General features: G+C 67.2%; 23 protein-coding genes. 11 read left to right on the forward strand and 12 right to left on the reverse strand.

Annotation, left to right across the window (positions count from 1 at the left end):
- Positions 1-21: 21 nt before the first annotated feature.
- The 4 genes from ACW17X_RS13870 to rimM all read left to right on the forward strand — a co-directional run bounded on the left by ACW17X_RS13870 (position 22) and on the right by rimM (position 4,661).
- Positions 22-1,395: a S41 family peptidase gene (locus ACW17X_RS13870; RefSeq protein ID WP_492098249.1), complete on the forward strand. Its 1,374-nt coding sequence runs from the start codon at positions 22-24 to the stop codon at positions 1,393-1,395.
- Positions 1,396-1,787: 392 nt separating this feature from the next.
- A complete protein-coding gene (gene ffh / locus ACW17X_RS13875; protein ID WP_492098251.1) occupies positions 1,788-3,335 on the forward strand; it encodes a signal recognition particle protein in 1,548 nt (515 codons plus the stop codon).
- A gap of 24 nt (positions 3,336-3,359) precedes the next feature.
- Positions 3,360-3,902, forward strand: a complete 543-nt coding sequence (gene rpsP / locus ACW17X_RS13880; protein WP_492098252.1) for a 30S ribosomal protein S16 — start codon at positions 3,360-3,362, stop codon at positions 3,900-3,902.
- Between the two features lie 231 nt (positions 3,903-4,133).
- The gene (rimM, locus tag ACW17X_RS13885; RefSeq protein ID WP_492098254.1) at positions 4,134-4,661 is read left to right on the forward strand and encodes a ribosome maturation factor RimM; all 528 of its coding nucleotides are present in this window, start codon (positions 4,134-4,136) and stop codon (positions 4,659-4,661) included.
- Here the strand turns inward: rimM and ACW17X_RS13890 are convergent.
- The gene (locus tag ACW17X_RS13890; protein ID WP_492098255.1) at positions 4,658-4,834 is read right to left on the reverse strand and encodes a YegP family protein; all 177 of its coding nucleotides are present in this window, start codon (positions 4,832-4,834) and stop codon (positions 4,658-4,660) included. The two genes, rimM and ACW17X_RS13890, sit on opposite strands and share 4 nt — an antisense overlap.
- 154 nt (positions 4,835-4,988) lie before the next feature.
- Here ACW17X_RS13890 and ACW17X_RS13895 point away from each other — a divergent pair, with 154 nt between their 5' ends.
- Positions 4,989-5,690, forward strand: coding sequence for a glutathione S-transferase N-terminal domain-containing protein (locus ACW17X_RS13895; RefSeq protein ID WP_492098257.1), 702 nt, complete (start codon positions 4,989-4,991; stop codon positions 5,688-5,690).
- On the opposite strand, the gene ACW17X_RS13900 is transcribed toward ACW17X_RS13895, so the two are convergent.
- The 8 genes from ACW17X_RS13900 to ACW17X_RS13935 form a co-directional block, all read right to left on the reverse strand.
- Positions 5,687-6,847, reverse strand: coding sequence for a benzoate/H(+) symporter BenE family transporter (locus ACW17X_RS13900; RefSeq protein WP_492098259.1), 1,161 nt, complete (start codon positions 6,845-6,847; stop codon positions 5,687-5,689). The genes ACW17X_RS13895 and ACW17X_RS13900 overlap by 4 nt on opposite strands.
- A 64-nt stretch (positions 6,848-6,911) precedes the next feature.
- Entirely contained in the window at positions 6,912-7,709 is a 798-nt protein-coding gene (locus ACW17X_RS13905) for an enoyl-ACP reductase FabI (protein ID WP_492100473.1), read from the reverse strand.
- A gap of 101 nt (positions 7,710-7,810) precedes the next feature.
- Positions 7,811-8,689, reverse strand: a complete 879-nt coding sequence (gene galU / locus ACW17X_RS13910; RefSeq protein ID WP_492098260.1) for a UTP--glucose-1-phosphate uridylyltransferase GalU — start codon at positions 8,687-8,689, stop codon at positions 7,811-7,813.
- Positions 8,690-8,775: 86 nt separating this feature from the next.
- Positions 8,776-9,843, reverse strand: coding sequence for a substrate-binding domain-containing protein (locus ACW17X_RS13915; RefSeq protein WP_492098262.1), 1,068 nt, complete (start codon positions 9,841-9,843; stop codon positions 8,776-8,778).
- A 96-nt stretch (positions 9,844-9,939) separates the two neighbouring features.
- Complete coding sequence (gene phnE, locus ACW17X_RS13920) at positions 9,940-10,809, reverse strand: phosphonate ABC transporter, permease protein PhnE (protein ID WP_492089147.1); 870 nt, start codon at positions 10,807-10,809, stop codon at positions 9,940-9,942.
- A 17-nt stretch (positions 10,810-10,826) separates the two neighbouring features.
- Entirely contained in the window at positions 10,827-11,855 is a 1,029-nt protein-coding gene (gene phnD / locus ACW17X_RS13925; protein ID WP_492088888.1) for a phosphate/phosphite/phosphonate ABC transporter substrate-binding protein, read from the reverse strand.
- On the reverse strand, positions 11,852-12,661 hold the full coding sequence (phnC, locus tag ACW17X_RS13930; RefSeq protein ID WP_267515367.1) for a phosphonate ABC transporter ATP-binding protein: 810 nt from the start codon (positions 12,659-12,661) through the stop codon (positions 11,852-11,854). Before phnC ends, phnD begins: the two co-directional genes overlap by 4 nt.
- A gap of 118 nt (positions 12,662-12,779) precedes the next feature.
- A complete protein-coding gene (locus ACW17X_RS13935) occupies positions 12,780-14,018 on the reverse strand; it encodes a DUF2254 domain-containing protein (RefSeq protein ID WP_492098264.1) in 1,239 nt (412 codons plus the stop codon).
- A 230-nt stretch (positions 14,019-14,248) separates the two neighbouring features.
- Between ACW17X_RS13935 and ACW17X_RS13940 the strand changes: the two genes are divergently transcribed.
- Both ACW17X_RS13940 and ACW17X_RS13945 read left to right on the forward strand, forming a co-directional pair.
- Entirely contained in the window at positions 14,249-15,514 is a 1,266-nt protein-coding gene (locus tag ACW17X_RS13940) for a type III PLP-dependent enzyme (protein ID WP_492098265.1), read from the forward strand.
- A gap of 191 nt (positions 15,515-15,705) precedes the next feature.
- Positions 15,706-16,761: a 1,9-bis(guanidino)-5-aza-nonane synthase gene (locus ACW17X_RS13945; RefSeq protein ID WP_492098267.1), complete on the forward strand. Its 1,056-nt coding sequence runs from the start codon at positions 15,706-15,708 to the stop codon at positions 16,759-16,761.
- A gap of 6 nt (positions 16,762-16,767) precedes the next feature.
- Here the strand turns inward: ACW17X_RS13945 and ACW17X_RS13950 are convergent, their stop codons facing one another.
- Complete coding sequence (locus ACW17X_RS13950) at positions 16,768-17,661, reverse strand: Rossmann-fold NAD(P)-binding domain-containing protein (protein ID WP_492098269.1); 894 nt, start codon at positions 17,659-17,661, stop codon at positions 16,768-16,770.
- A gap of 8 nt (positions 17,662-17,669) precedes the next feature.
- On the reverse strand, positions 17,670-18,902 hold the full coding sequence (locus tag ACW17X_RS13955) for an NAD-dependent epimerase/dehydratase family protein (protein ID WP_492098270.1): 1,233 nt from the start codon (positions 18,900-18,902) through the stop codon (positions 17,670-17,672).
- Positions 18,903-19,255: 353 nt separating this feature from the next.
- Between ACW17X_RS13955 and ACW17X_RS13960 the strand changes: the two genes are divergently transcribed.
- The 3 genes from ACW17X_RS13960 to ACW17X_RS13970 all read left to right on the forward strand — a co-directional run bounded on the left by ACW17X_RS13960 (position 19,256) and on the right by ACW17X_RS13970 (position 22,278).
- A complete protein-coding gene (locus tag ACW17X_RS13960; protein ID WP_492098272.1) occupies positions 19,256-20,242 on the forward strand; it encodes a DUF4167 domain-containing protein in 987 nt (328 codons plus the stop codon).
- Between the two features lie 178 nt (positions 20,243-20,420).
- Positions 20,421-21,071, forward strand: coding sequence for a DUF4893 domain-containing protein (locus ACW17X_RS13965; RefSeq protein WP_492098274.1), 651 nt, complete (start codon positions 20,421-20,423; stop codon positions 21,069-21,071).
- A 13-nt stretch (positions 21,072-21,084) separates the two neighbouring features.
- Positions 21,085-22,278, forward strand: a complete 1,194-nt coding sequence (locus ACW17X_RS13970) for an FAD-dependent oxidoreductase (RefSeq protein ID WP_492100474.1) — start codon at positions 21,085-21,087, stop codon at positions 22,276-22,278.
- A 129-nt stretch (positions 22,279-22,407) separates the two neighbouring features.
- Here the strand turns inward: ACW17X_RS13970 and bglX are convergent, their stop codons facing one another.
- Positions 22,408-24,762 carry a beta-glucosidase BglX gene (bglX, locus tag ACW17X_RS13975; RefSeq protein WP_492098276.1) on the reverse strand — a complete coding sequence of 785 codons (2,355 nt, stop codon included), beginning with the start codon at positions 24,760-24,762 and terminating at the stop codon, positions 22,408-22,410.
- 121 nt (positions 24,763-24,883) lie between these two features.
- On the opposite strand from bglX, the gene ACW17X_RS13980 reads away from it, so the two are divergent.
- Positions 24,884-26,167 carry an MFS transporter gene (locus ACW17X_RS13980; RefSeq protein ID WP_492098278.1) on the forward strand — a complete coding sequence of 428 codons (1,284 nt, stop codon included), beginning with the start codon at positions 24,884-24,886 and terminating at the stop codon, positions 26,165-26,167.
- Positions 26,168-26,282: the final 115 nt, after the last annotated feature.

Below are 26,282 nucleotides of genomic sequence, written 5' to 3' on the forward strand. Positions count from 1 at the left end.
GGCCCGACCGAAAGAGACCGAATGCGTAAACTGCTCCTCGTCGGCTGCGCCGCCCTGGTTCTTGGCGGCTCGGCCGCCGTCGCCACCAGCCAGACGCCTCGCAACGAAACCTTCCGTATGCTGGAGCTGTTCGGCGACGTTGTGGGTATCGTCGAGCAGGCCTATGTGGTGCCGGTCGACAACAAGAAGCTGATCGAGGCCGCCCTGGCCGGCATGATGACGGCGCTCGACCCTCATTCCAACTATCTGGCGCCGTCCAACTATGACGATCTGCGCGAGCGCACCGAGGGCCAGTATTCCGGCGTCGGCCTGACCATCACCTCCGAAGGCGGTATGGTGAAGGTCATCTCGCCGATGGACGAAAGCCCCGCCGCCAAGGCCGGAGTCCAGGCCGGCGACGTCATTTCCTCCATCGAGGGGCAGAACGCGGCGGGCCTGACCGTCACCCAGGTGTCCGAGAAGCTGCGTGGCGCGGCCGGCACCAGCGTTCGCGTCACCTTCCTGCGCGACGGGGAAGAGCCGCGCGAGGTCGTCCTGACCCGCGAGATCATCAAGGTCCAGTCGGTCACCGGCCGGGTCGAGGGCGATTTCGGCTATCTGCGCGTCTCGACCTTCAACGAGAACACCGGCCGCGAACTGACCGAAGCCATCGCCAAGATCAAGGCCGAGAAGCCGGGCGTGAAGGGCTATGTTCTGGACCTGCGCAACAATGGCGGCGGCTTGCTGAACGCCGCCATCGACGTGTCCGACGCCTTCCTGGAGCGCGGCGAGATCGTCAGCCAGCGCGGCCGCAAGCCCGAGCAGATCCAGCGCTATTCCGCCAAGCCCGGCGACCTTACCGGCGGCCTGCCGGTGGTGGTTTTGGTCAACTACGGCTCGGCCTCGGCGTCCGAGATCGTCGCCGGCGCCCTGAAGGACCATGAGCGGGCGACCATCGTCGGCCTGACCAGCTTCGGCAAGGGATCGGTCCAGACGGTCATCCCGCTGCGCCAGGGTCGCGACGGCGCCCTGTCGATCACCACGGCCCGCTACTACACCCCGTCCGGCGCCTCGATCCAGAAGATCGGCATCGAGCCGGACCTGGAAGTCGCCCGCACCGAGGCCGAGGCCCGGATCGTCTCGCGATCCAGCTTCATCTATTCCGAAGCCGCCTACGCCACGGCCCTGGACGCCTCCATCGGCGCCGAACGCAAGGGGCCGCACACCCCCTATGAGGCTCCGGGCAAGGACTTCGACAAGGAGAAGGACTACCAGCTGCAACGCGCCCTGGACGTCCTGCGCGCCGGCGGCGACCTGTCGAAACTGTCCGCCCCGCCTGAAAATATCGTCGTGACCGAGCCGGGCTCGGAACCGAAGAAGGACGACACCCCGGCCGAGACGCCCGAGGAGCCGTAGGGGCCGCGCTCCTTTCTCTTTCGTCATTTCCCGGCAAGCCGCGTCTTGGCGGCGCAGACAGGGGGAGCCAGCGGCGCCGAAGGCGAAATCTCTACGCCGCACGATGCCTGAACACCTCGACCGCGACAGGTTCGCGCTCGCGCGCGCCGCTGGGTCCCCCGGTTCCGCTTCGCGGCCCGGAGGATGACGAAAGAATCAAAGGCGCGTTCGGATTCGACATTCCCCTTGTTTTCCTTCATAAGCCGCCGCTTCCGACGCAAGTGAACCTCGCGTCTCCACCGGGACGACCCCATCTCTGATGGACGAGCCCGGCGAGAACCCTCTGCCGACGTGATCGTCGCCAGAGGCCGTTGTCGTATGGAGCCGCTTCACCCGTCGCCACGAGGTAGTGAATGTTCGAGGCTCTGAACGAGCGGCTGACAGGCGTCTTTGACCGGATCACCGGCCGCGGCGCCCTGTCCGAAAAGGATGTCGCCGAGGCGATGCGCGAAGTGCGCGTGGCCCTGCTCGAGGCCGACGTCGCCCTGCCGGTCGTCAAGGAATTCATCGCCTTCGCCACCGAACGCGCCACCGGTGAAGAGGTCATCCGTTCGGTCAAACCGGCCGACCAGGTGGTCAAGATCGTCTATGACGGCCTGATCGAGATGCTGGGCGGCGAAGAGCCGGTCCCGCTCAACACCAACGCCACTCCGCCGGCCGTGGTGCTGATGGCCGGCCTTCAGGGCTCGGGCAAGACCACGACCTCGGCCAAGCTGGCGCTGCGCCTGACCAAGTTCGATCGCAAGAAGGTCATGATGGCCTCGCTGGACACGCGTCGTCCGGCCGCGATGGAACAGCTGGCCCAATTGGGCAAACAGATCGACGTCGCCGTCCTGCCCATCGTGGCGGGCGAAAGCGCCGTCCAGATCACGCGCCGGGCGCTGCAATCGGCCAAGCTTCAGGGCTTCGACGTCCTGATCCTCGACACCGCCGGCCGCATCACCCTGGACGAAGGGCTGATGAACGAGGTGGCCGAGGTCGCCGAGATCTCCAAGCCCGTCGAGACCCTTCTGGTCGCCGACAGCCTGACCGGTCAGGACGCGGTCCGGACCGCCGCCGCGTTCCACGCCCGCCTGCCGCTGACGGGCCTGGTCCTGACCCGCGCTGACGGCGACGGTCGCGGCGGCGCCATGCTGTCGATGCGGGCGGTCACCGGCCTGCCGATCAAATATCTGGGCGCCGGCGAAAAGGTCGATGCGCTGGACGTGTTCGACGCCCGCCGCGTCGCCGGCCGCATCCTGGGTCAGGGCGATATCGTCGCCCTGGTCGAAAAGGCCAGCCAGGACCTGGACCAGGCCAAGGCCGAGAAGATGGCCCGCAAACTGGCCAAGGGCCAGTTCGACCTGGACGACCTGGCCGGCCAGCTTCAGCAGATGAAGCGGATGGGCGGGCTTCAGGGCATCATGGGCATGTTGCCCGGCGTGGCCAAGATGAAGGGCCAGATGGCCGAGAGCGGCGTCGACGACCGCATGATCCTGCGCCAGGAAGCCATCATCTCCTCGATGACCAAGGCCGAGCGCAAGAAGCCCGACCTGCTGAACGCCAGCCGCAAGAAGCGGATCGCCGCCGGCGCCGGCGTCGATGTGCAGGACGTGAACCGGGTTCTGAAACAGCACCGCCAGATGGCCGACGTGGTCAAACAGATGGCGCGCGGCGGACCCAAGAAGATGCAGCAGATGGCCGCCATGCTGGGCGGTCTCGGCGGCGGGGGCGGCATCCCCGGCATGCCGGGCATGGGCGGCGGCCCTGACCTGAACCGATTGAAGGCCCTGGGCGGCGGCAAGACGCCGGAACCCAGCGCCGACGAACTGAAAGCCATCCAGGACCGCCTTGCGGGCCTGGGTGGCGGACAACTTCCGGGCGGCCTTCCGGGCCTTCCGGGCTTCCCTCCCAAGAAATAACGACTTCCTAGAAAGAGACTGACAATGCTGAAGATTCGTCTGGCCCGCGGCGGCGCCAAGAAGCGCCCCTACTACCACATCGTCATCGCTGACTCGCACTCGCCCCGCGACGGCAAGTTCATCGAGAAGGTCGGCAGCTACAACCCGATGCTGCCCAAGGACGGCGCCCAGCCGCGCGTCGCCCTGAAGGTCGAGCGTATCGCCGAATGGCTCGGCAAGGGCGCCCAGCCGACCGACCGCGTCGCCCGCTTCCTGTCGCAGGACGAGACCCTGGGCCAGAAGGTCAAGTGGACCCAGTCCAACAACCCGAACAAGGGCGCCCCCGGCAAGAAGGCGCAAGAGCGCGCCGCCGAACGCGCCCAGCGCGAAGCCGACCGCCTGGAAGCCGAAGCCGCCGCCAAGGTCGAGGCCGCTGAAGCCGCCGCCCGCGCCAAGGAAGAAGCCGCCGCTGCTGCCGCTGCTCCGGCTGTCGAAGAAGCCCCGGTCGAAGAGGCCCCCGCCGCTGAAGCCGCTGCTGAAGAGGCCCCCGCTGCTGAAGAAGCCGCTGAAGAAAAGACCGAAGCCTAAGGCTTTCGGTCTCGACACGATCAAGGCGGCGTCCTTCGACGCCGCCTTTTTCATGCGCTACTAGACCCTCTCCCGCTTGCGGGAGAGGTGGCCCGGCGGTCGGCGCAGCCGATCCAGGGTCGGAGAGGGAAGTGTCGCGACACTTCCCCCATCGTCAGCCGTCTCGCTGCGCTCGACGAGCTGACACTTCCCCCGCAAGCGGGGGAAGATCTAGGACGACGGACACAGACCATGACCACGGACAGCAGATTGATCCTCGTCGGCCAGATCGGCGGCGGTTTCGGGGTTCGGGGCGAGGTGCGGGTGACCGCCTTCACCGCCGATCCCCTGGCCCTGACCGCCTATGGCCCGCTGCTGCGCGCCGATGGGACCGTGGCCCTGACCCTGACCTCGACGCGGCCCGACAAGAACGGCGTCGTCGGCCGGGCCAAGGAGATTGCGACGAAGGAAGAAGCCGACGCCTTGCGCGGCTTGAAACTTTACGTCCCCCGCGACCGCTTCCCGGATCCGGACGAAGACGAATTCTATCTCGCCGACCTGATCGGGGTCGAGGTCCGCGACACGGCGGGTGGGGTCATGGGCACGGTCAAGTCCGTCCAGAACTTCGGCGCCGACGACATGCTGGAAATCGCCCCCGCAGCTGGTGGCCCCACCTGGTACCTGCCCTTCACTAAGGAGGCGACGCCCGAGCTGCACTTGGCCGACGGCTGGCTGCTGGCCGTACCGCCGACCGAGGTGGGTGAGCGCGAGCCCGACTAGCTGTTGTCCTCGACGTCGGCGTCCGGGCCGTTCTTCTTGATGGAGTCGATGGCGTTCTGGGCCGAGGCCTTGGAACTGTAGCTCTCGGTCGAGAACAGGGTCTCGGAATTGTACTTGAACCGGACCCGGAACTCGCCGGCCTTGTCCTTGTAGATCTCGAACTTGTGCGCCATCGGGCGTCTCCCTTCCTGTGATCGGCCAAGGCCAAGCTTGCGCCCTCTCAAGTCCGGTTCCAGACACAAGCCCGCGACCAAATCGTGCCGACGACAGTTGCGAACGTCACGCGTGGCGCCGACATGATCGTCATCACAAGTCGAGGCTGAACCCATGACAGACCTGTCCGCCTTCCCGATCACCCGGCGCTGGCCGGCGCAGCACCCCGATCGGCTCCAGCTGTATTCCCTGCCGACGCCTAATGGCGTGAAGGTCTCCATCATGCTGGAGGAGATCGGTCTGGCCTATGAGCCTCACCTGATCGACATCACCAAGAACGAGACCTGGGGGCCGGAGTATCTGTCGCTAAATCCCAACGGCAAGATCCCGGCGATCCTGGATCCGAACGGTCCCGGCGGACAGCCGCTTGCCCTGTTCGAATCCGGCGCCATCCTGATCTATCTGGCGGAGAAGACCGGCAAACTGCTCTCGGCCGATCCCGCGACCCGGTACGAGACCATCCAGTGGGTCATGTTCCAGATGGGCGCGATTGGCCCGATGTTCGGCCAGTTGGGCTTCTTCCACAAGTTCGCCGGCAAGGACTACGAGGACAAGCGTCCGCGCGACCGCTATGTCGCCGAAAGCCGCCGTCTGCTGGGCGTGCTGGAAACCCGATTGGAAGGCCGCGATTGGATCATGGGCGACTATTCCATCGCCGATGTCGCTACCTTGGGCTGGGTCCGCAATCTGGTCGGCTTCTACGAGGCGGGCGAGATTGTCGGCTTTGAGGACTTCCCGCGCGTCGCCGCCTGGCTGGACCGCGGCCTGGCCCGTCCGGCTGTGCAGCGCGGCCTGAACATCCCGGCGCGGGATTAGGCTCGGCGGAGGAAGCGGCCCGCACCCAGGGCCGCGAACCCTACGACCAATCCCCAGAAGGCGGATCCCACCCCGAACAGGGCCAGCCCGGAGGCCGTCGCCGCGAAGGTCAGGACGGCGGCCTCGCGTGACGGCGCATCGGCCGTCAGGCTCAGCAAGGCGCCGGTCAGGGGCGCAATCAGGGCCAGACCCGTCACGGCCGCCAGCACGGCCGGGGGCATGGCGATGAACAGGCCCGCCAGCGGCGCGGCGAACAGGGCCACGATGAGATAGAAGCCGCCGTATATCACACCGACGATCCAGCGCTGACCCGGATCCGGATGGGCGTCGGGTCCGGTGCAGATCGCCGCTGTGATGGCGGCCAGATTGACCCCGTGCGCCCCGAACGGCGCGGCGACCAGGCTGGCGATCCCGGTGGACAGGATCAGGCGGTTCGCCGGCGGCGGATAGCCGGCGCCCTGCAGCACCACCAACCCCGGCAGGTTCTGCGCCGCCAAGGTCACCAGGAACAGCGGAAAGCCCAGGCTGATCGCGGCCTTCGCATCGAAGGCGGGAATGACAGGCTCCAGCCGGCCAAACAGGCCGGTGCCGACGGGCAGGGCGAGTTGACCTCGCATCGCCAGCACCGCAAAGGCCGCCGCCAGCACGGCGGGCAGGGCCCAGGTCGGCCAGAGCCGCCGGAAGACCAGAAAGACCGCGATCAGGCACAGGGTCAGCGCCGTCTCGTCCGGCACGACCTTGAACAGCCGCAGGACGAAGGGCAGCAGCACCCCCGCCAGCATGGCCGAGGCTATGGCCGACGGGATCCGCCCCGCCAGCCGACCCAGCGCCGGGATCAGACCGGTCAGGATCATCAGGACGGCGGAAACGACGAAGGCGCCGACCGCCGTCTGCCACGACAGCCCCAGGGCTGATGCGGCCAGCAGGGCTGCGCCCGGCGTGGACCAGGCCAGGACCACGGGAATCTTCAGCCGCCAGCTCAGCAGGGCGCCGGGAATGCCGATGGCCAGGCAAAGCGCCGTGACCATGGAGCCGATCTGGCTCGCGTCTGCGCCCAGGGCCTGTCCCGCCTGCACCACCAGGGCGACCGTGCCGCCGAACCCGATCACTGTGGCGACGGCGGCGGATGAAAAGGCGGAGGCGGGCGGGACGCGCATGGAAAAGGCCGGAGCACTCATGCCCCGGCCTTAAACCGTCGCCGTAAGGGACGAAAGAGCCCGATCAGCCTTCCATGTCGTCCGGCAGGCCCACGGCGTGGAAGCCCGCATCGACGTGGACGACCTCGCCCGTCGTCGAACGCCCCAGGTCCGAGCACAGCCACAGGGCGGCGCCGGCGACGCCCTCCATCGAGGTCTCTTCCTTGATCAGCGAGAACTGGGCGCTCTTGGAGTGCAGGCCGCGCCCGCCCGAGATGCCGGCCAGCGACAGGGTGCGCATGGCGCCGGCCGAGATGGCGTTGACGCGGATGTTCTTGGGCCCCAGGTCGCGCGCGATATAGCGGGTCGCCGCCTCCAGCGCCGCCTTGGCCACGCCCATGGTGTTGTAGTTCGGAATGACCCGCTCCGACCCCAGATAGGTGAGGGTGATCAGGCTGCCGCCGTTCGGCATCAGCTTGGCGGCGCGCTTGGACACGTCCACGAAGCTGAAGGCCGAGATGTTCATGGCCAGAAGGAAGCTGTCGCGCGTGGTGTTGTCGACGAAACTGCCCTTCAGCTCGTCCTTGTTGGCGAAGGCCACCGAGTGAACGACGAAGTCGATCTTGCCAAAGGTCTTTTCCAACTCGGCGAAGGCGGCGTCCATCGAGGCGTCGTCGGTGACGTCGGCCTGGATCAGTAGTTTGGCGCCGACGCTCTCGGCCAGCGGACGCACGCGACGCTCCAGGCTCTCGCCCAGATAGGTGAAGGCCAGTTCCGCGCCCTGGGCCGCCAGCTGGGACGCGATGCCCCAGGCGATGGAGCTGGAATTGGCCACGCCCATGATCAGGCCCTTCTTGCCCTTCATGAGGTCGCCGGTCGGCATGTCCCAGCCTTCGGAAGTGGCCATGGTTCGTCTCCTGATGATTTGCGCGGAGGGTTAGCAGGGGTCGGCGCGATCCGGAACCCCTGCGGCCTTCCCTTGCGTCAGAGCAGGGCCGTCACCGCCGCGCGTGCGGCCTCGCCCAGGTCGGGGCGCTTCAGGGCCAGGGCGACATTGGCTTTCAGCAGGCCGATCTTGTCGCCGCAGTCGTGGGTCACGCCTTCGTATTCGACGGCGGTGAACAACTGGTCGGCCATCAGGCGGGCCATGGCGTCGGTCAGCTGGATCTCGTTGCCGGCGCCGCGTTCCTGGGTCGCCAGCAGGTCGAAGATTTCCGGCTGCAGGATATAGCGGCCCGAGATCGACAGGTTGGACGGCGCCGTGCCCTTGGCCGGCTTTTCGATCATCCCCTTCATGGTGATGCGACGGCCCTCACGGCTGGCCGGATCGACGATGCCGTATTTGTGGGTCTCGCTCTCGGGCACGGCCTCGACGCCGATCAGATTGCCGCCGACCTCGTTATAGGCGTCGATCAGCTGCTTCAGCGCACCAGGTCGACTGTCGACGATGACGTCGGGCAGCAGGACGGCGAAGGGTTCATGACCGATGATGTCGCGGGCGCACCAGACGGCGTGACCCAGACCCTTGGGCGACATCTGGCGAGTGAAGCTCATTTCGCCGGGCGCCGGCAGTTCGGCCCGCAGCTGGTCGAGGATCTCGGTCTTGCCCTTGGCTTCCAGCTGGCTTTCCAGCTCGATCTGGTGATCGAAATAGTCCTCGATCGCGCCTTTGGAGCGGCCGGTGACGAAGACGATATGTTCGATCCCGGCCTCGCGGGCCTCTTCGACGATGTACGACAGGATCGGCCGATCAACGACGTTCAGCAGTTCCTTCGGCGTGGTCTTCGTGCCGGGGAGGACACGGGTTCCGAGACCGGCGACAGGCAGCACGGCCTTGCGCAGACGCGCGGGCTGAGAAGTCATAGGGTTTTCCTGATTGCTATCCCGCCCCCATCATAACCGACGGATCGGCCGTGGAAAGGGGCGGATAGCTTTCAAGGAGAGCGTTGTTACTTGGCGGGCCGTTGCATCGGCGTCATCGCTGAAACGATGGCGCGTTGAGCGACGAGTTGGTCCTCCGGCAGCGGGATCAGACCACGGTCGGCCAGATAGCCGCCCTTGCCGGCCGAGCCCTCGGACAGGAATTCCTGCACAAACTGCTGAAGCCCGGGGATCACGCCAATATGGGCCTTCTTCACATAGATGTAGAGGCTGCGCGACAGCGGGTATTCGCCGCTGGCGATGGTGTCGGCATTGGGCGTGACGCCGTCGATGGTCTCAGGCTTCACCGTGTCCAGATTCTGCTCCAGGAAGGAATAGCCGAACACGCCCAGCGAACCAGGGGTGCGGGTCAGGGTCTGGACGATGGCGTTGTCGTTCTCGCCCGAGTCGATCCAGGCGCCGTCTTCGCGCAGGGTGTGGGCCAGGGCCTCGAACCGGTCTTCATCGGTTTCCGCTACGGCCGCCGCTGCGGGAACCAGCTTGGCGCCGGGCGTCATGCCCAGTTCCAGGAAGGCGTCGCGGGTGCCCGAGGTGGGCGGCGGGCCATAGACCTGGATGCGTTGGTTGGGCAGGCCGGCGTTGACCTGATTCCAGGTGGTGGCCGGGTTGGCGACGAAGGCGCCGTTCGGTCCGGGAACTTCCTTGGCCAGGCCTTCGTAGATGTCGTTCAGTTCGAAGTTGAAGCTGTTGCCGTTGCGCGCCGTGGCGATGACGATGCCGTCGAAACCGATCTTTATCTCGACGATTTCGGTCACGCCGTTCTTGGCGCACATGTCGAACTCAGACGCCTTCATCTGACGCGAGGCGTTGGCGATGTCCGGCGTGGTCGGGCCGACGCCCTGGCAGAAGGCCTGGATGCCGCCGCCGGTGCCCAGGGATTCGACGCGCGGCGCGGTGCCGCCCGAAGTCCGTGAAAAGTTTTCCGCGACACGCGTGGCGAAGGGGAAGACGGTGGACGACCCGGCCGCCCAGATCCCCGAACGGGCCGAGGATCCGCCGCCGGATCCGCCGTCGCCGCAGGCCGCCAGAGCCAGAAGCGCGGCTGCCGCCGTCGTCAGTTTCAGTGTGCGGATCATTCTGCGCTCTCCCTGAGCATCGATTTCACGACGTTTAGACCAGACGATTGTGAAGGTTTTTCCCGCGTCCCGGCAGCGAGACGGGAGGCGAAACCGTTACAGCAGGCGCTTGCGCATGACCTGGGACAGGGTGTCGATCAGGGTCACGGCGACAACGATGACGATGGCGATGGCGGCGACGCGGCTATAGTCGAAGGCCTGGATGCTTTCGAACAGGGTCTGGCCGATGCCGCCCGCGCCGATCAGGCCCAGCACGGTGGCCGCGCGGCTGTTGGATTCGAACCGATACAGGGCGAATGAGGTCCACAACGGGGCCACCTGGGGAAAGACGCCCCAAACGATCTCGTGCAGCTTGCCGGCGCCGGTGGCGCGCACGCCCTCGACCGGTCCCTTGTCGATCGACTCGACGGCTTCCGAGAACAGCTTGGCCAGGACACCGCCCGTGTTCAGCGCCAGGGCGAGCACCCCGGCCAGCGGGCCCAGGCCGACGGCGACGATGAACAGGGTGGCGATGACCAGGTCGGGGATCGACCGCAGCAGGTCCATGAACCGGCGCACGACGAAGACCATCCAGCCTGGCGCGATATTGCGCGACGCCATCAGGCTGAGCGGCAGGGCCAGGAAGACGGCCAGGAAGGTGCCCCACAGGGCGATCTGAACCGTCAGCCACATCTGGCCAGCCAGGCTGGTCGTCGGCTGGGTGAAGATGTGGGTGAAGGAGGTCCAGAAGTCTCCGGGTGGGAAGATGGCCGCCCAGTCAGGACGCAGCAGATCCGCGCCATAGGTCGAGATGTTCGACGAGCCCGAGAACAGCCGGCCGAAATTCTGCATGTCCACCTTGCCGAAGCTGGCGATCAGGATGATCGCCAGACCGCCCCACAGCAGGAGGTCGAACAGGGTCGAGGACAGGGACTTGGTCGGGGCTGAGGGCACGGTTCCCGGGGCGACGCCGCCCCGTGCCGCCATGTCTGCGGTGACGTCGGTCAAGGCTGGACCTCGCGCTTGGCGCGCAGAGCAGCAAGGTCGCGCTCGGCGGCGGCCACGCCGGCCTGGTCGTTCTTGGCCTTGGCCTCGCTCAGCTTCTGGTCAGCGACCATCTCACGGACCGGATCCAGGTAGGAATCGTCGGCGGCGCGGAACATCGAATAGTTCAGTCCGGCCAGCACCTGACGCTGGCGGTCGGCTTCGGGGCCCTGGCCCTGGCCGTAGGTCAGGAAGAAGCTGCGCAGCTTTTCCTTCAGCGCCGGGTCCAGGTCCTCGCGGATGACGATGCCCGATTCCGGGATCGGCGGCGACACCCAGATGTCTTCGATCTGCGACGCCAGTTGCGGGTTCTCGCGGCGCATGAAGACCGTGTTGACCGAGTTGGAGGTGGCCACATCGACCACGCCCGTCGCCACGGCGAAGGCGTTGGCCTGGTGGCTCGCCGAACGCACGGTCTTGAAACACTGGTTCGGCACGATGCCGCGCGGATTGAACAGGAAGGTCAGCGGGGCCAGGGTGCCCGAGGTCGACTGGGCGTCGCCGATGCCGAAGTCATACTGCTTGCCGCAGGCCAGCACCTTGTCCAGCGTGATGCCCGAGCCCTTACGCACGACCAGGGTCGAGGTGTAGCTGTCGCGCCCTTCCGGATCGACGATGCGGGCGATCACTTCGCCCTGGGCGCGGTCGACGGCTTCCAGCGCCGGCTTGGCCGAGAACCAGGCCACCTGGGTCTGGTTGAACCGCATGGCTTCGATCAGGACATTATAGTTGCCCGCGAAGAAGGGCTTCACCGGCACGCCGACGGCCTTGGACATGTCGTCGAGCAGCGGCTGCCACAGCGGTCCGGAAGACGCCTGGCCTTCCGCCGACAGGATCGAGAAGGTCAGCTCCGACGGCATGGCTCCGGCGGCCTGTTTTTCATCGCCGCCGCACGAGGCGACGCCCAGCAGCAGGACCGCGGCGCCGGCGGCTGCGAACAGACGACGGGAAAGGGATGTGCGGGCCATAGGGGTGCGGGACGGGCTCATGCCTTGGTCTCCCAGAACGCGTCCTCGAATTCGGGACCGTAGATATCGATCAGGCGCTGGTGATCCAGGCCCGTGGCGGGACCGTCATAGACGATCTTGCCGCCCTGCAACGCGATGACGCGGTCACAGTAGCGGATGGCGTAGTCGACCTGGTGAAGGGTGACGATCACCCCCATGCCGTCGCGCTTGTTCAGCTCGACCAGCAGTTCCATCACCTTGCGGGCCGAAACCGGGTCCAGCGAGGCGACCGGCTCGTCGGCCAGAATGGCCTTGGCCCCCTGGACAATGGCGCGGGCGATGGCGCCGCGCTGCTGCTGCCCGCCCGAAAGCGTATTGGCGCGTTGGCCGGCGTAGTCGCTGACTCCGACCCGGTGCAGGGCCGCCATGGCGCGGTCCTTGTCGGCTTGGGGCCATAGGCCCAGCAGGCCTTGCCAGGCCGGCAGACGCCCCAGGGCGCCCAGCATGACATTGGCGAACAGGCTCAGGCGGCCGACCAGATTGAACTGCTGGAAGATCATGCCCAGCTTGCCGCGCGCCTTGCGCACGGCGCCGGTGACGCGACCGTCCTTCTGAACCGTCTCGCCGAAGACGCTGATCGTCCCTTGGCCGGGGTCGATGGACTGAAGCCCGGTGATGGAGCGCAGAAGCGTGGACTTGCCGGATCCCGACGGGCCGATCAGGGCGACCATCTCGCCCGAGGCGACGGAAATCGAGACGCCGTCCAGCGCCTTTCTCGATCCGAAGGTCTTCGACACGTCACGCGCCAGGACTAGCCCGGGGGCGACGGCGGCTGCGGATGAACTCATGAACTCGCTGGGAGGCTGTGGCGAACGGGCGCCGCATGACGCGATAGGCGCGTTTGGGCAAGTCTTAATCGCACGTCGGGCGCGACCTCGTCCAGACCCCGCCTTGGCGCGCCTGCCTTCAGCGCGCCAGCGCCGCAGCTTCAAGCCGCCGAACATCGGCGGCGAGCGGCAGGGCCGCGCGAGATCTGTCCAGCGCCTCCTGCGCCAAGCTCGCGACGGGGGACGCTAGAGCCGGAGTCTTCGCCAAGGCGCCGAGCCCCTTCTGTAGTCTTAGGGCGACGACCAGATCACCCGCACCATATCGCGCAATCGGCCCGAACAGGTCTTCCAGCAGATCCTCATGGGTCACTGAGGGCGCGAGCAGGCGATCACAAGGGGAGTCGCGCCCTTCGCGACCGCGATCTTCGGGAGGCTGAACCCAGACGTCCAACAGTCGCACGCCTGTTCCGATCACCTGTATGGCCGTGCCCGGGTCATTGACGCCGGGCGATAGGGCCTTGGCGGCTATTTCGCCAAGGACGATCATTCCGAAACGGGGGTCCTGGTCGAAGGATCGCGCATCCCCCAGGGTGAAGGCCGAACGGAAATCAGCCTGCGCCTCGTCGTCGCAGGCGGGCAGGCTGATGCGCGCCAAGACGCCGCCGCGGCGCACGAAGGCGCCGGGAACCGCCACGATCTCCACCTGGCAGTCTCGAGCCTTGGCCATGGTTTGCAGTCGTGCGGGATCGACGTTCTGGACATAGCCGGTGGTCTTGGCCGTGACATCGGCGCCGGCGTTCAGACGGCCCTCCCGGCCGCCGAAGAAGGGGTCGTCCCGGCGCATCTCCAGCGCCTTCAGCGCGCGCGCTTCGACCAGATTGATCGTATGACCCACCCGCGCCAGGCTGGACAGGCGGTTGATCCAGGCCAGCAGCCGATAGGCCACCATCCCGACCATGGCCAGACTGACCAGGAACAGGATGGCGCGGCCGTTCTGACCATAATAGTGGGCGTTGATCGCCGTCACCGAGACAATGGCGTACAGAAACGCCCCGACAAAGGTGGCTAGCGCCTTCTGGGTCTCCTCGTCGGTCGTGACCAGGGCGGCGACACGCGGACTGGCCGCTGTGGATACTGACGTATAGGCCGTCACCATGGCCCCGACCGAGAAGGTCGCGACCCCCAGCAGGCTGGACGCCAATATGGTCAGTATGGACTCGACCGACTCGCCGCCCAGCCGTTCGGCCATATCGTCGGGAACCCAGGGCACCAGGGCGGCCGCCAGCAACGACGCCGCGACGCCCACGCCTGCATAGGCCGTCGCCTTGACCCACAGTTGGCGCGCCAGCTTGCGCCACAAGAACAACCAGCGATTCATGAAATCCTCCGCCTGGCGCAACGATCCAGAACGGCCGAGGTTGCCCCACGACGGCCCCCAAGGAATTGTGACAGCTATTCTGTCGGCCGCCCCAGGCCCCGCCACGAAAAAACCCCTTTACATGACAGTTCGATGCCCCCATATCGCGCCTTCCGGCGGACCCCGTGGTCTAACCGTTAAGCGCTGCTAACGCCGGTCTGGGTTTCACAATTAGCAGGGGGTTACGTGAATTGCGCACGTATCAGCTTCCCCTGGACCTGGTCCGTGAGCGGTCCCCTGAACGTCCCGTCGCCCTCGTGCGGCCGCGTTCGGTTTCCGTAGCGGCGCGCTGGTTCCAGGATAATCTAAAGGCCGACGTCTTCTATGCGGTGAAGGCGAACCCGTCGTCTTGGGTCGTCGAGACCCTGATCGAGGCCGGTGTTCGCGGCTTCGACGTGGCGTCCATCGCCGAGATCGAGCTCGTTCGCTCGGTCAGCCATGACGTTCGCCTGGCTTTCATGCACCCGGTCAAGAGCCGGTCTGCGATCACCAAGGCCTATTTCGAACACGGCGTTCGCACCTTCTCGCTCGACTGCGTGGATGAGCTGAACAAGATCCTCGACGCCACCGGCGGCGCGGACGACCTGAACCTGATCGTGCGCATGGCCGTCTCGGCCGACGGCGCGGCCTATACGCTTTCGGGCAAGTTCGGCGTCTCGTCGGACCAGGCGCCGGCCCTGCTGATGGAAACGCGCCAGGCGGTCAAGGACGGCCTGATGGGCGTTTCGTTCCACGTCGGCAGCCAGTGCATGCGCCCGACCGCCTACCAGGCCGCCATGGCCCAGGTCGGCCGTTCGATCAGCCGCGCAGGCGTCATCGTGGACATCGTCGATGTCGGCGGCGGCTTCCCCTCGGTCTATCCGGGCATGGTCCCGCCGGACATGAGCGAATACGCCGACGCCATCCATCGCGGCTTCAACGAGATGCCGGTGTCGGAAACGACCGAGCTGTGGTGCGAGCCCGGCCGGGCCCTGGTCGCTGAGTCCTCGTCGATCCTGGCCCGCGTCGATCTGCGCAAGGGCGACGCCCTGTATCTGAACGACGGCTCATACGGCTCGCTGTTCGACGCGACCCATTCTCGCTGGCCCTTCCCGACCAAGCTGGTTCGGGACGGCGAGGCTGCGTCCGAGCTGAAGGCCTTCCAGTTCTACGGACCGACCTGCGATTCCATCGACCACATGCCAGGCCCCTTCTGGCTGCCGGCCGACATCCGCGAAGGCGACTTCATCGAGATCGGCATGCTCGGCGCCTATGGCGTCGCCATGTCGACGGGCTTCAACGGCTATGGCGAACACGACATCGCCGCGGTCGAGGACGCTCCGATGGCCTCGCTCTACGGCCTGGCCCCGCGCTCCATCCCGACCGTGCGCACCACGGCCGAGGAGAACGCCCGCAAGGTCGTGCGCCTGTCACGTCCGAAAGGTAAGGCCGGTCAGCGCAAGTCGCGCCGGAAGTAACTTGATTGCGTCACCCTCGGGCTTGTCCCGAGGGCCCACGGTTCTGCCTCCCCGATTATGGGATTGTGCGACTGACAGGTGGGCCCTCGGGACAAGCCCGAGGGTGACGGTCTATTAGGAACCTCGGTCGCTCCGTCCCGACGTTCCAGAAGGTTATGACGGGCGCTCAAATCAAAAGGGAAACCTCCGAAATGAACGCACCCGTTTCGTCGAACGCCAAGGCCCAGCTGCTGCAAAATGTCGTCGAGCACGTGGACATCACGTCCTTCGACGCCCGCCCGATCATCGACAGCATGCGCAAGATGTCCTTCAGCTCGCGCGACACCGCCCGCGCCGCAGACATCTTCTCCATGGCCATCGAGGACAAGGACTGCTCGCCCTGGCTGATTCTGGCCGGCTCGACCTCGGCCGGCGGCTGCATGCACGTCTACCGCGACATGGTGAAGTTCGGCATGGTTGACGCGGTGGTCGCCACCGGCGCCTCCATCGTCGATATGGATTTCTTCGAGGCCCTGGGCTTCAAACATTACCAGGCCGCCGGCGAGGTGGACGACAACGTCCTGCGCGAAAACTACATCGACCGGATCTACGACACCTATATCGACGAGGAAGAGCTCCAGGCCTGCGACCACACCATCCTGGAGATCGCCAACCGGCTGGAGCCGCGCGGCTATTCCAGCCGCGAGTTCATCTGGGAAATGGGCAAGTGGCTGTCCGAAGGCAACGCCAAGAAGCCCGGCTCGCTGATCCAGACCGCTTATGAAGAGGGTGTGCCGATCTTCTGCCCGGCCTTCGTCGATTCATCGGCCGGCTTCGGTTTGGTCAAGCACCAGAAGGAACGCGCGGCCGCCGGCCAGCCCTATCTGATGCTGGACGCCATCGCCGACTTCCGCGAACTGACCGACATCAAGATCGCCGCCGGCGTCACCGGCCTGTTCATGGTTGGCGGCGGCGTGCCCAAGAACTTCGCCCAGGACACCGTCGTCTGCGCCGAAATCCTGGGCGTCGAGGCCGAGATGCACCGGTATGCGGTTCAGATCACCGTCGCGGACGTCCGCGACGGGGCCTGTTCGTCCTCGACGCTGAAAGAAGCCGCCTCCTGGGGCAAGGTCCAGACCACCCACGAACAGATGGTCTTCGCCGAAGCGACCACCGTCGTGCCCCTGATCGGCTCCGACGCCTATCACCGCGGCGCCTGGAAGGCCCGCGACAAGCGCCGCTGGAACAAGCTGTTCGAAAAGGCCTGAGGCGGACTAACTAACCAACCTCAAGGGCGGCGGCGCGTCCATCAGCGCCGCCAACCCCTCGCGCCAGGTCGGATAGACGGGCCGCCAGCCCAGCTCCGCCTTGGCCAGGGCGTTCGAGACGCGTTTGGAGTCCAGATAGAAGCGCCGCATGGCCTCGCTGACGCTGTCGTCGGTCCAGTCCACCTCGGGCGGGCGGGGCAGGCCCATCCGGTCGGCGGCCCAGGCCGTCACCACATCGGCCGGCGAGGGGGCGTCGTCGGTCAGGTTATAGGCGGCGCCGGGGCGCGGCCGATCCATCGAGGCGAACAGGCCCGAGACTACGTCGTCCAAATGGATGCGGTTGAACACCTGGCCCGGCTTGCGCACCAGTTTCGCCGTCCCGTCCCGCAATCGGTCCACGACGCTTCGACCCGGTCCATAGAATCCGGGCAGGCGGAAGATCTGCACCGTTAGCCCCATCCCCTGCGCCCCGTCCAGCCAGTCGCGCTCGGCCCGCACCCGCCGCGCGCCTTCCAGGCTGGCGGCGTTCAGCGGCCCGTCCTCGAACACCCAGCCCCCGGCCCGGTCGCCATAGACGCTGGTCGATGAGACATAGCCGATCCAGTCGGGCCAGGCCTGGGACGCCACCGGCGCCAGGGCGCGCAGTCCCGGACAGCCGTGAGTGTCGGGCGCCGCCGTCACCAGTACCGCCGTCGCGGCCTCCAGCGCGCTCTTCAGCGATGGCGCATCAGCGGGATCGATCGCCGTGATCCCTTCGGCCGCCAGCGCGCGCCGTCGGTCGGGATCGCGGGATGTGGCCGTCGCCCGGCCGCCGCGCCGGATCGCCTCCAGCGCCGCTGCGCGACCCAGATAGCCGCCGCCGAAGACCAGCAGGGACGGTACAGGGGCGGCGTCGGACATAGATTTACTCAGGCGGTCAGGACTTTGGGCGACGGCGGCGGCGCATATGGCCGCGCTTCATTTTCCAGCGCCTCGGCCCGGCGTTGGTTCCAGGCCGAGACACAGGGCACCCGCGTCAGGTCGGCCCTGTCGGCGTAATGCCGGGCGATCTCCGTCACCTCGTCCATCAGCCCCTGGGCCAGGGTGATGGGCTTCAGCCCCAGGTCGCGGAACTGGTCGTTGGCGACGACCAGGTCGTTCTCGTCGGCCTCCTGGCGTGGATTGGCGACATTGTGGACCACTGCGCCGGTCTTGTCGGCGATCAGGGCGGCCAGGTCGCGGACCCGGCGGCTTTCGGTCATCTGGTTCAGGATCTTGACCCGGTCGCCGCGCTTGGGCGGGTTCTTCAGCGCCAGTTCGACGCAGCGCACCGTGTCCTGAATATGGATGAAGGCCCGCGTCTGGCCCCCCGATCCGTGGACCGTCAACGGATAGCCGACCGCCGCCTGCATCAGGAACCGGTTCAGCACCGTGCCGTAGTCGCCGTCATAGTCGAACCGGTTGATCAGCCGCTCGTCCAGCTTGGTCTCGACCGTCTGCGTCCCCCAGACGATGCCCTGGTGCAGGTCGGTGATCCGCAGACTGTCGTTGCGGGCGTAGAACTGGAACAGCAGGGCGTCCTGCGTCTTGGTCATGTGATAGATGCTGCCCGGGTTAGGCGGGAACAGGATCTCCTGCTCGGCCGGGCCGTTGTCGGTCTGGACCGTGACCTTCAGATAGCCCTCGGGAATGCGCAGCCCCGCCGTGCCGTAGCCATAGACCCCCATGGTGCCCAGGTGAGCCAGATGCACGTCCAGCCCGCTCTCGACGATGGCGGCCAGCAGGTGGTTGGTCGCGTTGATGTTGTTGTCGACCGTGTACAGCTTGTGCCGCGCCGACTTCATCGAATAGGGGGCCGCTCGCTGTTCTGCGAAATGCACCACGCTGTCGGGCGCCAGGTCGCGGATCAGGGCGACCAGCCGGTCAAACTCCTTGCCGACCGTCATGTTGACGAAGCCGATGTCGCGGCCCGAGACGTCTTTCCACGCTTTGATCCGCTCGCCCATGGTGCGGATCGGCGTCAGCGACTGGACCTCCAGCTCGTTGTCGATATTTCGGCGGCTCAGGTTGTCGACGATCGTTACGTCCCAGCCGTTGGCCGAAAGATGCAGGGCGGTCGGCCAACCGCAGAAGCCGTCGCCGCCCAGAACCAGAACCCGCATGAAAAAGCCTCGTCGTCGTCTCAAAGTTCATGCCTAGCCCACGCAAGGGGCTTCGGCAAAGCGGGGCTGTGACCTATGGGTGCGACGCTTTGACGAAAACCCCTTGGAAAGCACCGTCGCACAGGCTAAGTCTCGCTCGTCTCCCACTCAAACGCAGCTTTCCGGGCCTCTATCCGGCTGTTCGCGGCTTGAGCCGACCATGACGGTCGGTCCCGAAAGGACCGGCGCACCATGCGGGCGACAAGGCATTCCGACAGTTCGACAATCGGGGATCGGCCCCGAGCGAAACGGAACCACGAAACGGACGGAACCGGCCGCTGGCCTGGGCTCCATCCCTGCACACGGTAGCGCGAATGAGAGATTTCAAGGGCATGAAGCGTCAGCGCGGACGCAATCGGAACAAGGCGGGCGCCTCAAACGCCAACAGCGCCAATCCGAATCGTTCGTGGGACTCGCAAGGCCCCGAAAACATCAAGGTCCGCGGCAACGCCCAGACCGTGTACGAGCGCTATCAGCAGCTGGCCCGCGACGCGGCGTCCGGCGGCGATCGGGTGCTGGCCGAAAACTATCAGCAGCACGCCGAACACTATTACCGCGTCCTGCGCGCGCTTCAGCCCCAGCGGTCCTTCTCCGACATCGCCGCGCGCGAACAGTCGAACCAGGGCTTCGATATCGACTTCGAAGATGAATCCGGCGCCCAGGCCGCCGCCTTCGTCGCCGCTCAGCAGGCCGCCGACCGTCAGGTCCAGGAAGCCGCCGACCGCGAGCAGGGCCAGAACCGCGAGCGCAACGACCGCGACCAGAACCGTGACCGCGACTTCAATCGCGACCGGGACCGTGATCGGGACCAATCTCAGAACCGTGATCGCGACCGTGACCGTGATCGTGACCAGAACCGCGAGGCCCAGCCGCCGCGCGAACCCCGCGAACCCCGCGAAGACGGCGAGGCCCGCGCCGAGGGCGAAGGCGGCGGTCGTCGCGAGAGCCGTCGCGAACGCTGGGAGCGTCGCCGCGAGGAACGCAACCGCCGCTTCGACAACCAGGAAAACCCGGGTTCGGATGAGGGCGCCGACGTTCAAGCCGAGGCTGCGCCGGCCGCCGAGCCTGCGTTTGAAGCGCCCGTCGAATCGCCGGCGGCAGAGGACCGGCCCGCCCGCCGCTCGCGTCGTCCGGCTGTGGCCGCTGCCGACGATGAGGCTCCGACCGCCCTGCCGGGCTTCCTGACCCGCTCATCCGCCCCCGCTGCTTCGGCGCCTGCCGAGACCGCCGAGGACGCAGAACCCGCGCCCCGCCGCCGCGCGCCGCGTCGCAAGGCCGAGGTCGCCGACAGCGAAGGCTGACCCGCCGCGCCCCCGGCCTCTCATGGCCGGGGGCGCACGAACGGCCTTGACGGCGGCGGTCCATGCGGCGCCTAAAAGGGGCCGCGTCGCCAGGCGCGGCCCTAGACCAGCCTTAAGGGAAGCCTTGATGCGTCAATGCTCACAGTCTCGCTCTTCGGCGTCCGCCAGGCTTCGCGCCATGATCAGACCCGTCGTGTTGACTGCGCTGCTCGCTGCGGCCTGCGCTTCCGCACCGCCGCCACCGCCTCCTCCTCCGCCGGCGCCCAGCGGGGGGACCGGCGCGGTCCTGATGGACTGGCGCGGGATCATCACTCCTGCAGACCGTGATCGCTACCAGCGCCGCGACGCCGCCTGGAGCCTGGCCCTGCAACAGGCCCGCCGCCAACGCGGTTCGGGCGACCTGGACAGTCTCGGCGCCCTGATCGATCCCGGCGCCGGCCGCCCCGACGTCGCCCCGCCCCCCGGCGCCTATCGCTGCCGCACCGTCAAACTGGGCTCTCAGGGCGGCGAAGAAGGTCTCGGCTATGTGGTCTACGGCTGGTTCGCCTGCCGTATCGAACAGACGCCGCGCGGCCTGAAGTTCACCAAACTGACCGGCTCCCAACGCCCCTCGGGCCTGCTCTTCCCCGAAAACGACCGCCACATGCTGCTGCTCGGCTCCATGGCCCTGGCCCAGGAGCCCGCCGCCAACTCCTACGGCCGCAACCCCGACCGCGATCTGGTCGCCGTGCTGGAACGGGTCGGCGACGCCCGCTGGCGCCTGGTCCTCCCCTGGCCCCAGTACGAATCGAACCTGGACCTGATCGAACTGGTCCCGGCGGCGAATTGACGCCGACTTGACCGTGATCAGGGACATCGCCGTCGCCGGCGCCGGCCCTACAGGTCTAGCCGTCGCCTTGATGCTGGCGCGACAGGGGCGCCGGGTCGTAGTTTTCGAGCGGTTCGACGCGGCCCAACCGGTGGGCGCCGGCTTCATGCTTCAGCCGACAGGGCTGGCGGTGCTCGACGCCCTGGGCTTGACGTCTGAAATCCAGAACCTGGGCCAGCCGATTGATCACATCTTTGGCCGTGCGGCGCCCAGCGGACGTGTCGTCCTGGACGTTCGCTATTCCGACCTGAAACGGCCGCGCCAGGCCTTGGGCGTCCATCGCTCCGCCATCTTCCACGTCCTGCATCAGGCCTGTCTTGAGGCGGGCGTTCAGTTCGAGCTTGCGCGCGAGGCGACGACGGCGTCGCAGGGCCGTTTGAGCTTCGCAGATGGAACCACGTCTCCGGCCTTTGATCTGGTGGTCGACGCGACCGGCGCCCGTTCGCCCATCGCGGCAGTCCTGGCCCAATCCCAAGGGTCAGGTCGCCGGGACCTGGCTTACGGCGCCCTTTGGACCACCACGCCCTGGCCCGCCGATCCCCATTTCGACGAGCGAGCCTTGCAACAGGTCTATCGTGGGGCTGCGAAAATGGTCGGCGTCCTGCCGGTCGGCGCCCGCCCAGGCTCGCCCGAACGCCTGGCGACCTTCTTCTGGAGTTTGAGAGTCCAGGACCATGCCGCCTGGGTCCGTCAGGGGCTCGAAGCTTGGAAGGCCGAGGTCCGCTCGCTCTGGCCCGAGACGACCGCGCTGCTCGAGACCATCCGCCATCCCGACGATCTGGTCTTGGCCCGCTACGGCCACCACACCTTGGCGCGGCCCGTCGCGGATCGGTTGGCCGTCGTCGGTGACGCGGCCCATTCAACCAGTCCTCAGCTGGGCCAGGGGGTCAACATGGGGCTGCTGGACGCTCACGCCCTTTGTCGAGCGCTCCAGACCTATGCCGATCTCGACACGGCCCTGTCGGCCTATGCGCAGGAGCGCCGCTGGCATCTTCGCCTCTACCAGGCGCTCAGCCTTGGGTTCACGCCCTTTTACCAGGCCGACGGGCGACTGTTGCCGTGGATTCGCGACCATGTGTTGGGCAAGGCCGCGCGCCTGCCCTTCGCGCCGCGCCTGTTGGCCGCCACGGTCTCGGGCCTGCTGCTGGATCCTCGAAGGCCAGGCTGACGCCTCGCGTTGAACCCTGCGGCGGCTTCGCGTTGCTAACATCCGCTCAAGAACGGTTGGGTCTGCTCAAATATGGGCGGAGCGCTGATGGGCTGTCTTCTATGGTTCGCGCGCCGAGATTCGGGCGGCTCAGGAAACAGGTTCCTCGGCGGACGGGGTGGGGATGGCGGCGGCGGGAATGGCGCTTCGGCCTTCGGAGGTGATGGCGAACTCGCCTCGGGCGCGGATATCGGCCGAGGATGCGCCGATCATCACCTGGATGGCGCCGGCCTGGATGCGCCAGCCGTCGGCGTCCCAGAAGGCGACCTGGGCGGGGGTCAGGGTAAAGCGGACGCGTTTGGCTTCGCCTGGGGCGAAGGCGACCCGGCGGAAGCCGCGCAACTCCTGCACCGGTCGAGAGACGGCGGCGACAGGGTCGCGGACATAGAGCTGGATCACTTCGTCGGCGGCGACGGACGCGGTGTTGCGCACGACGATGCTGACCTCGACCTCGCCGTCGGCGGCGATCTCGCTCTGGCTGAGTTGCAGGTCGCCGTATTCGAAGCGGCCGTAGCTGAGGCCGTGGCCGAAGGCGAACAGGGGCGTGATCGGCTGGTCGCGATATCGGGCGGTGTCGCGCGTCAAATCCTCGGCGGCCGGTCGGCCGGTCGGGAGGTGAGCATAGGTGAGGGGGGCAGCGCCGCTGGCGCGCGGGAAGCTGATGGGCAGGCGACCGCCAGGCGAGATGCGGCCGGTCAGGATGTCGGCGATGGCCGGACCGGATTCGACGCCCAGAAACCAGGTCTCCACGATGGCCGGGGCGCGGCGGGCCAGCTCCGGGACGGCCAGCGGGCGACCGTTCATCAGAAGGACGACGACCGGCTTGCCCGTGTCCAGCACGGCGGCGGCCAGCGTGTTCTGCGCGGCGCTGAGGCCGATGTCGGTATAGCTGCGGGCCTCGCCCGACCGGTCGAAATGCTCGCCGACGACCAGCAGGACCAGGTCCGACGCCTTCGCCGCCTCGACCGCCTCGGCCAGGGCCTGGGCGTCCGAAATCTCATGCACGGCTTGCGCCCCTTCTCCGGCGGCGGTGACGGCGATGGCCTGGGCGGCTTCCGAACGATAGCCCTGGGCGTAGGTGATGGTCGCCTGGGGCAGGGCCTCGCGCAGAGCGGGGATCAGCGGCCGGACATCCTCGACCTTCCCCTGGGCGCGCCAGCTGCCGAGCGAGGAGTTGGCGTCCTCCGCCAGGGCGCCGATCACGGCGATGCGTCGGGCCGAGGCGGCGAGCGGCAGCAGGTCGCCGTCGTTCTTCAGCAGGACGATGGACCGGCGGGCCGCCTCGCGCGCCAGATCGCGATGCGCTGGGGTCAGCATGGCCTCGGCCTCGCGGGCCGGATCCGAACGGCCATAGGGATCGTCGAACAGACCCAGTCTTTCCTTGGCCGTCAGCACCGCCACGACGGCCTGGTCCAGCAGCGGCAGCAGGGTGGGATCAGCCTCGATCGCCCCCTTCAGCTGGGCGGAATACAGGCCCCCCGCCATATCCATGTCGATCCCGCCGCGCAGGGCCAGGGCGCCGGCCTCCTGCGGCGTGCCGGCGACGGCGTGGTTGAGCAGTTCGGGAATGGCGTTCCAGTCGCTGACGATCAGGCCGTCATAGTTCCACTGGTCCCGCAGCAGGCCGCGCACCAGGGCCGGATGGGCCGTCAGCGGCACGCCCGCGATGTCGTTGAAGGCGGTCATCATCGACCCCGCCCCCGCCTTGGCCGAGGCGTAGAAGGGCGGCAGATACACCTCGTGCAGGGTGCGGTCGGAGATGTCGGCGCTGTCGTAATCGCGACCGCCCGCCGCCGCGCCATAGCCGACGAAATGTTTGGCGGTGGCCAGGATCGAGGCGGGGTCGGCCAGGGACGCGCCCTGATAGCCCTGCACCTGGGCCGTCGCCAGGACCGAGCTGAGGTACGGGTCTTCGCCCGCCCCCTCGACCACCCGGCCCCAGCGCGCATCCCGCGCGATGTCCACCATGGGCGAGAAGGTCCAGTTCAGGCCGGCGGCCGTCGCCTCGACCGCCGCCACCTGGGCCGTCTGCTGAACCAGGGCTGGATCCCAGCTCGCCGACAGGGCCAGGGGCACGGGGAACAGAGTCTTGTAGCCGTGGACCACATCCATGCCGAACAGGAGCGGCACGCCCAGTCGCGACTCCTCGACCGCTATGCGTTGCAGTTCACGGATCTGGGCCGCACCGGCGACGTGCAGGAAAGAGCCGATCTCGCCCCGCCGCACCCGTTCCAAGGCCGCCGCGTCCAGCCGCGAGTTCAGGGCGCGCTGGCGCCCGCCGGGCACCTGGTTCAGCTGGCCGATCTTTTCGTCCAGGGTCATGCGGCCCAGCAACTCGCGGACGCGTGGGGATGGGGCGTCGATCATCTGGGCGCCGGCGCCCGTCGAGAGAGACATCCAGACCAGACCGGCGGTCAGGGCGATGCAGAGCCGTTTCAGAACCATGGCGAAATCTCTGATAGCGTTCTCAACAAGTGTCGATTACCCCTAAGCCATGGTTTGATCGTCGCAAAGCCCGCACCGCAAGGCGCCGAGAAAGCGGGAGGCGACGACGGGGGATAGATCGATGACGCAGTCCATTGGCCAATCGACGTTGCGACGGATCACGGCGCGACTGATGCCGCTGTTCTGCCTGATGTACCTGATCGCCTATATCGACCGGCAGAACGTCTCCTACGCCAAGCTCCAGATGGCCGACGCCCTGGGGATGAGCGAGGCGGTCTATGGCCTGGGCGCCGGCCTGTTCTTCATCGGCTATTTTCTGTTCGAGGCGCCGGCCAATCTGGTGCTGGCCAAGGTCGGGGCCCGGGTCTGGTTCACCCGCATCATGGCCACCTGGGGCCTGATCACCGTCGCCCTCGGCTTCACCAATAGTCCTGCGATGTTCTACGTGCTGCGCTTCCTGCTGGGCGCGGCCGAGGCCGGCTTCTTCCCGGGCGTCCTCTATGTGCTGACCCTTTGGTATCCCCAGGCCCACCGCGGGCGGATGATCGGCGCCTTCATGATCGCCAGCGCCGTCGCCAATGCGGTCGGCGCCCTGATCGGCGGCGCTCTGCTGGACATGGATGGGCTGTTGGGCCTGGCGGGCTGGCAATGGGTCTTCATCGCCACCGGGATCCCGGCCGTGCTGCTGGCCCCCTATGTGCTGTGGCGTCTGCCGAATGGTCCGGGGTCGGCGCCCTGGCTGGCGCCCGAGCAGAAGGCCTGGATCGAACGCACGCTTCAGGATGAAGCCGACGCCGCGCCCGATACCGGCCACGCCGCAGCCTGGCGCGCCATAATGGATCGCAGGGTGCTGCTGCTGGCCCTGATGTACGTCGGCTTCCCCCTGGCCGCCTATGGGCTCAGCTACTGGCTGCCGACGGTGGTCAAGGGGTTCGGGGTTTCGAACACCGTCAACGGCATGCTGAACGTCATCCCCTGGATCCTGGTCGGCCTGGCCCTGTGGTGGCTGCCGCGTCACGCCGCCCGCGTGGGCCACAGCGCCTGGCATATCGCCGGGCCCGCCCTGCTGGGGGCCGCCTGTCTGGTGCTCAGCGTCGTGGTTCCGGGGGCTGTGGCCAAGTTCGCCCTGCTGTGCGTCGCCGCCCCCGCCATCTTCGCCGCCCAGCCCGTGTTCTGGAGCCTGCCGCCGACCTTCCTGCGGGGCGCGGGCGCAGCAGCCGGCATCGCCGCGATCAACTCCATCGGCAACCTCGGCGGCTTCGTCGCCCAGACCGTCGTCCCCGCGATCAAACAGGCCACCGGCAGCGACATCCTGCCGATGCTGTTCCCGGCCCTATGCCTGGCGATCGCGGCCGGCATGGTCTTCATCGTCCTGCCGCAGCTGTCGCGAGTTCCCCGCACGTAAGATTCTGAGGTGCGGCCTTTCGTCAGGTCGCTCGCCAGGAACCAAGCGCAGTTCAGAGCTTTCAACCCTGAGCAAAGGTTTGAGGGGCGCGACTGTTGGCGAAGACTCGATCATG

It is taken from the genome of Brevundimonas sp. FV1ye4L (genome assembly GCF_058681255.1).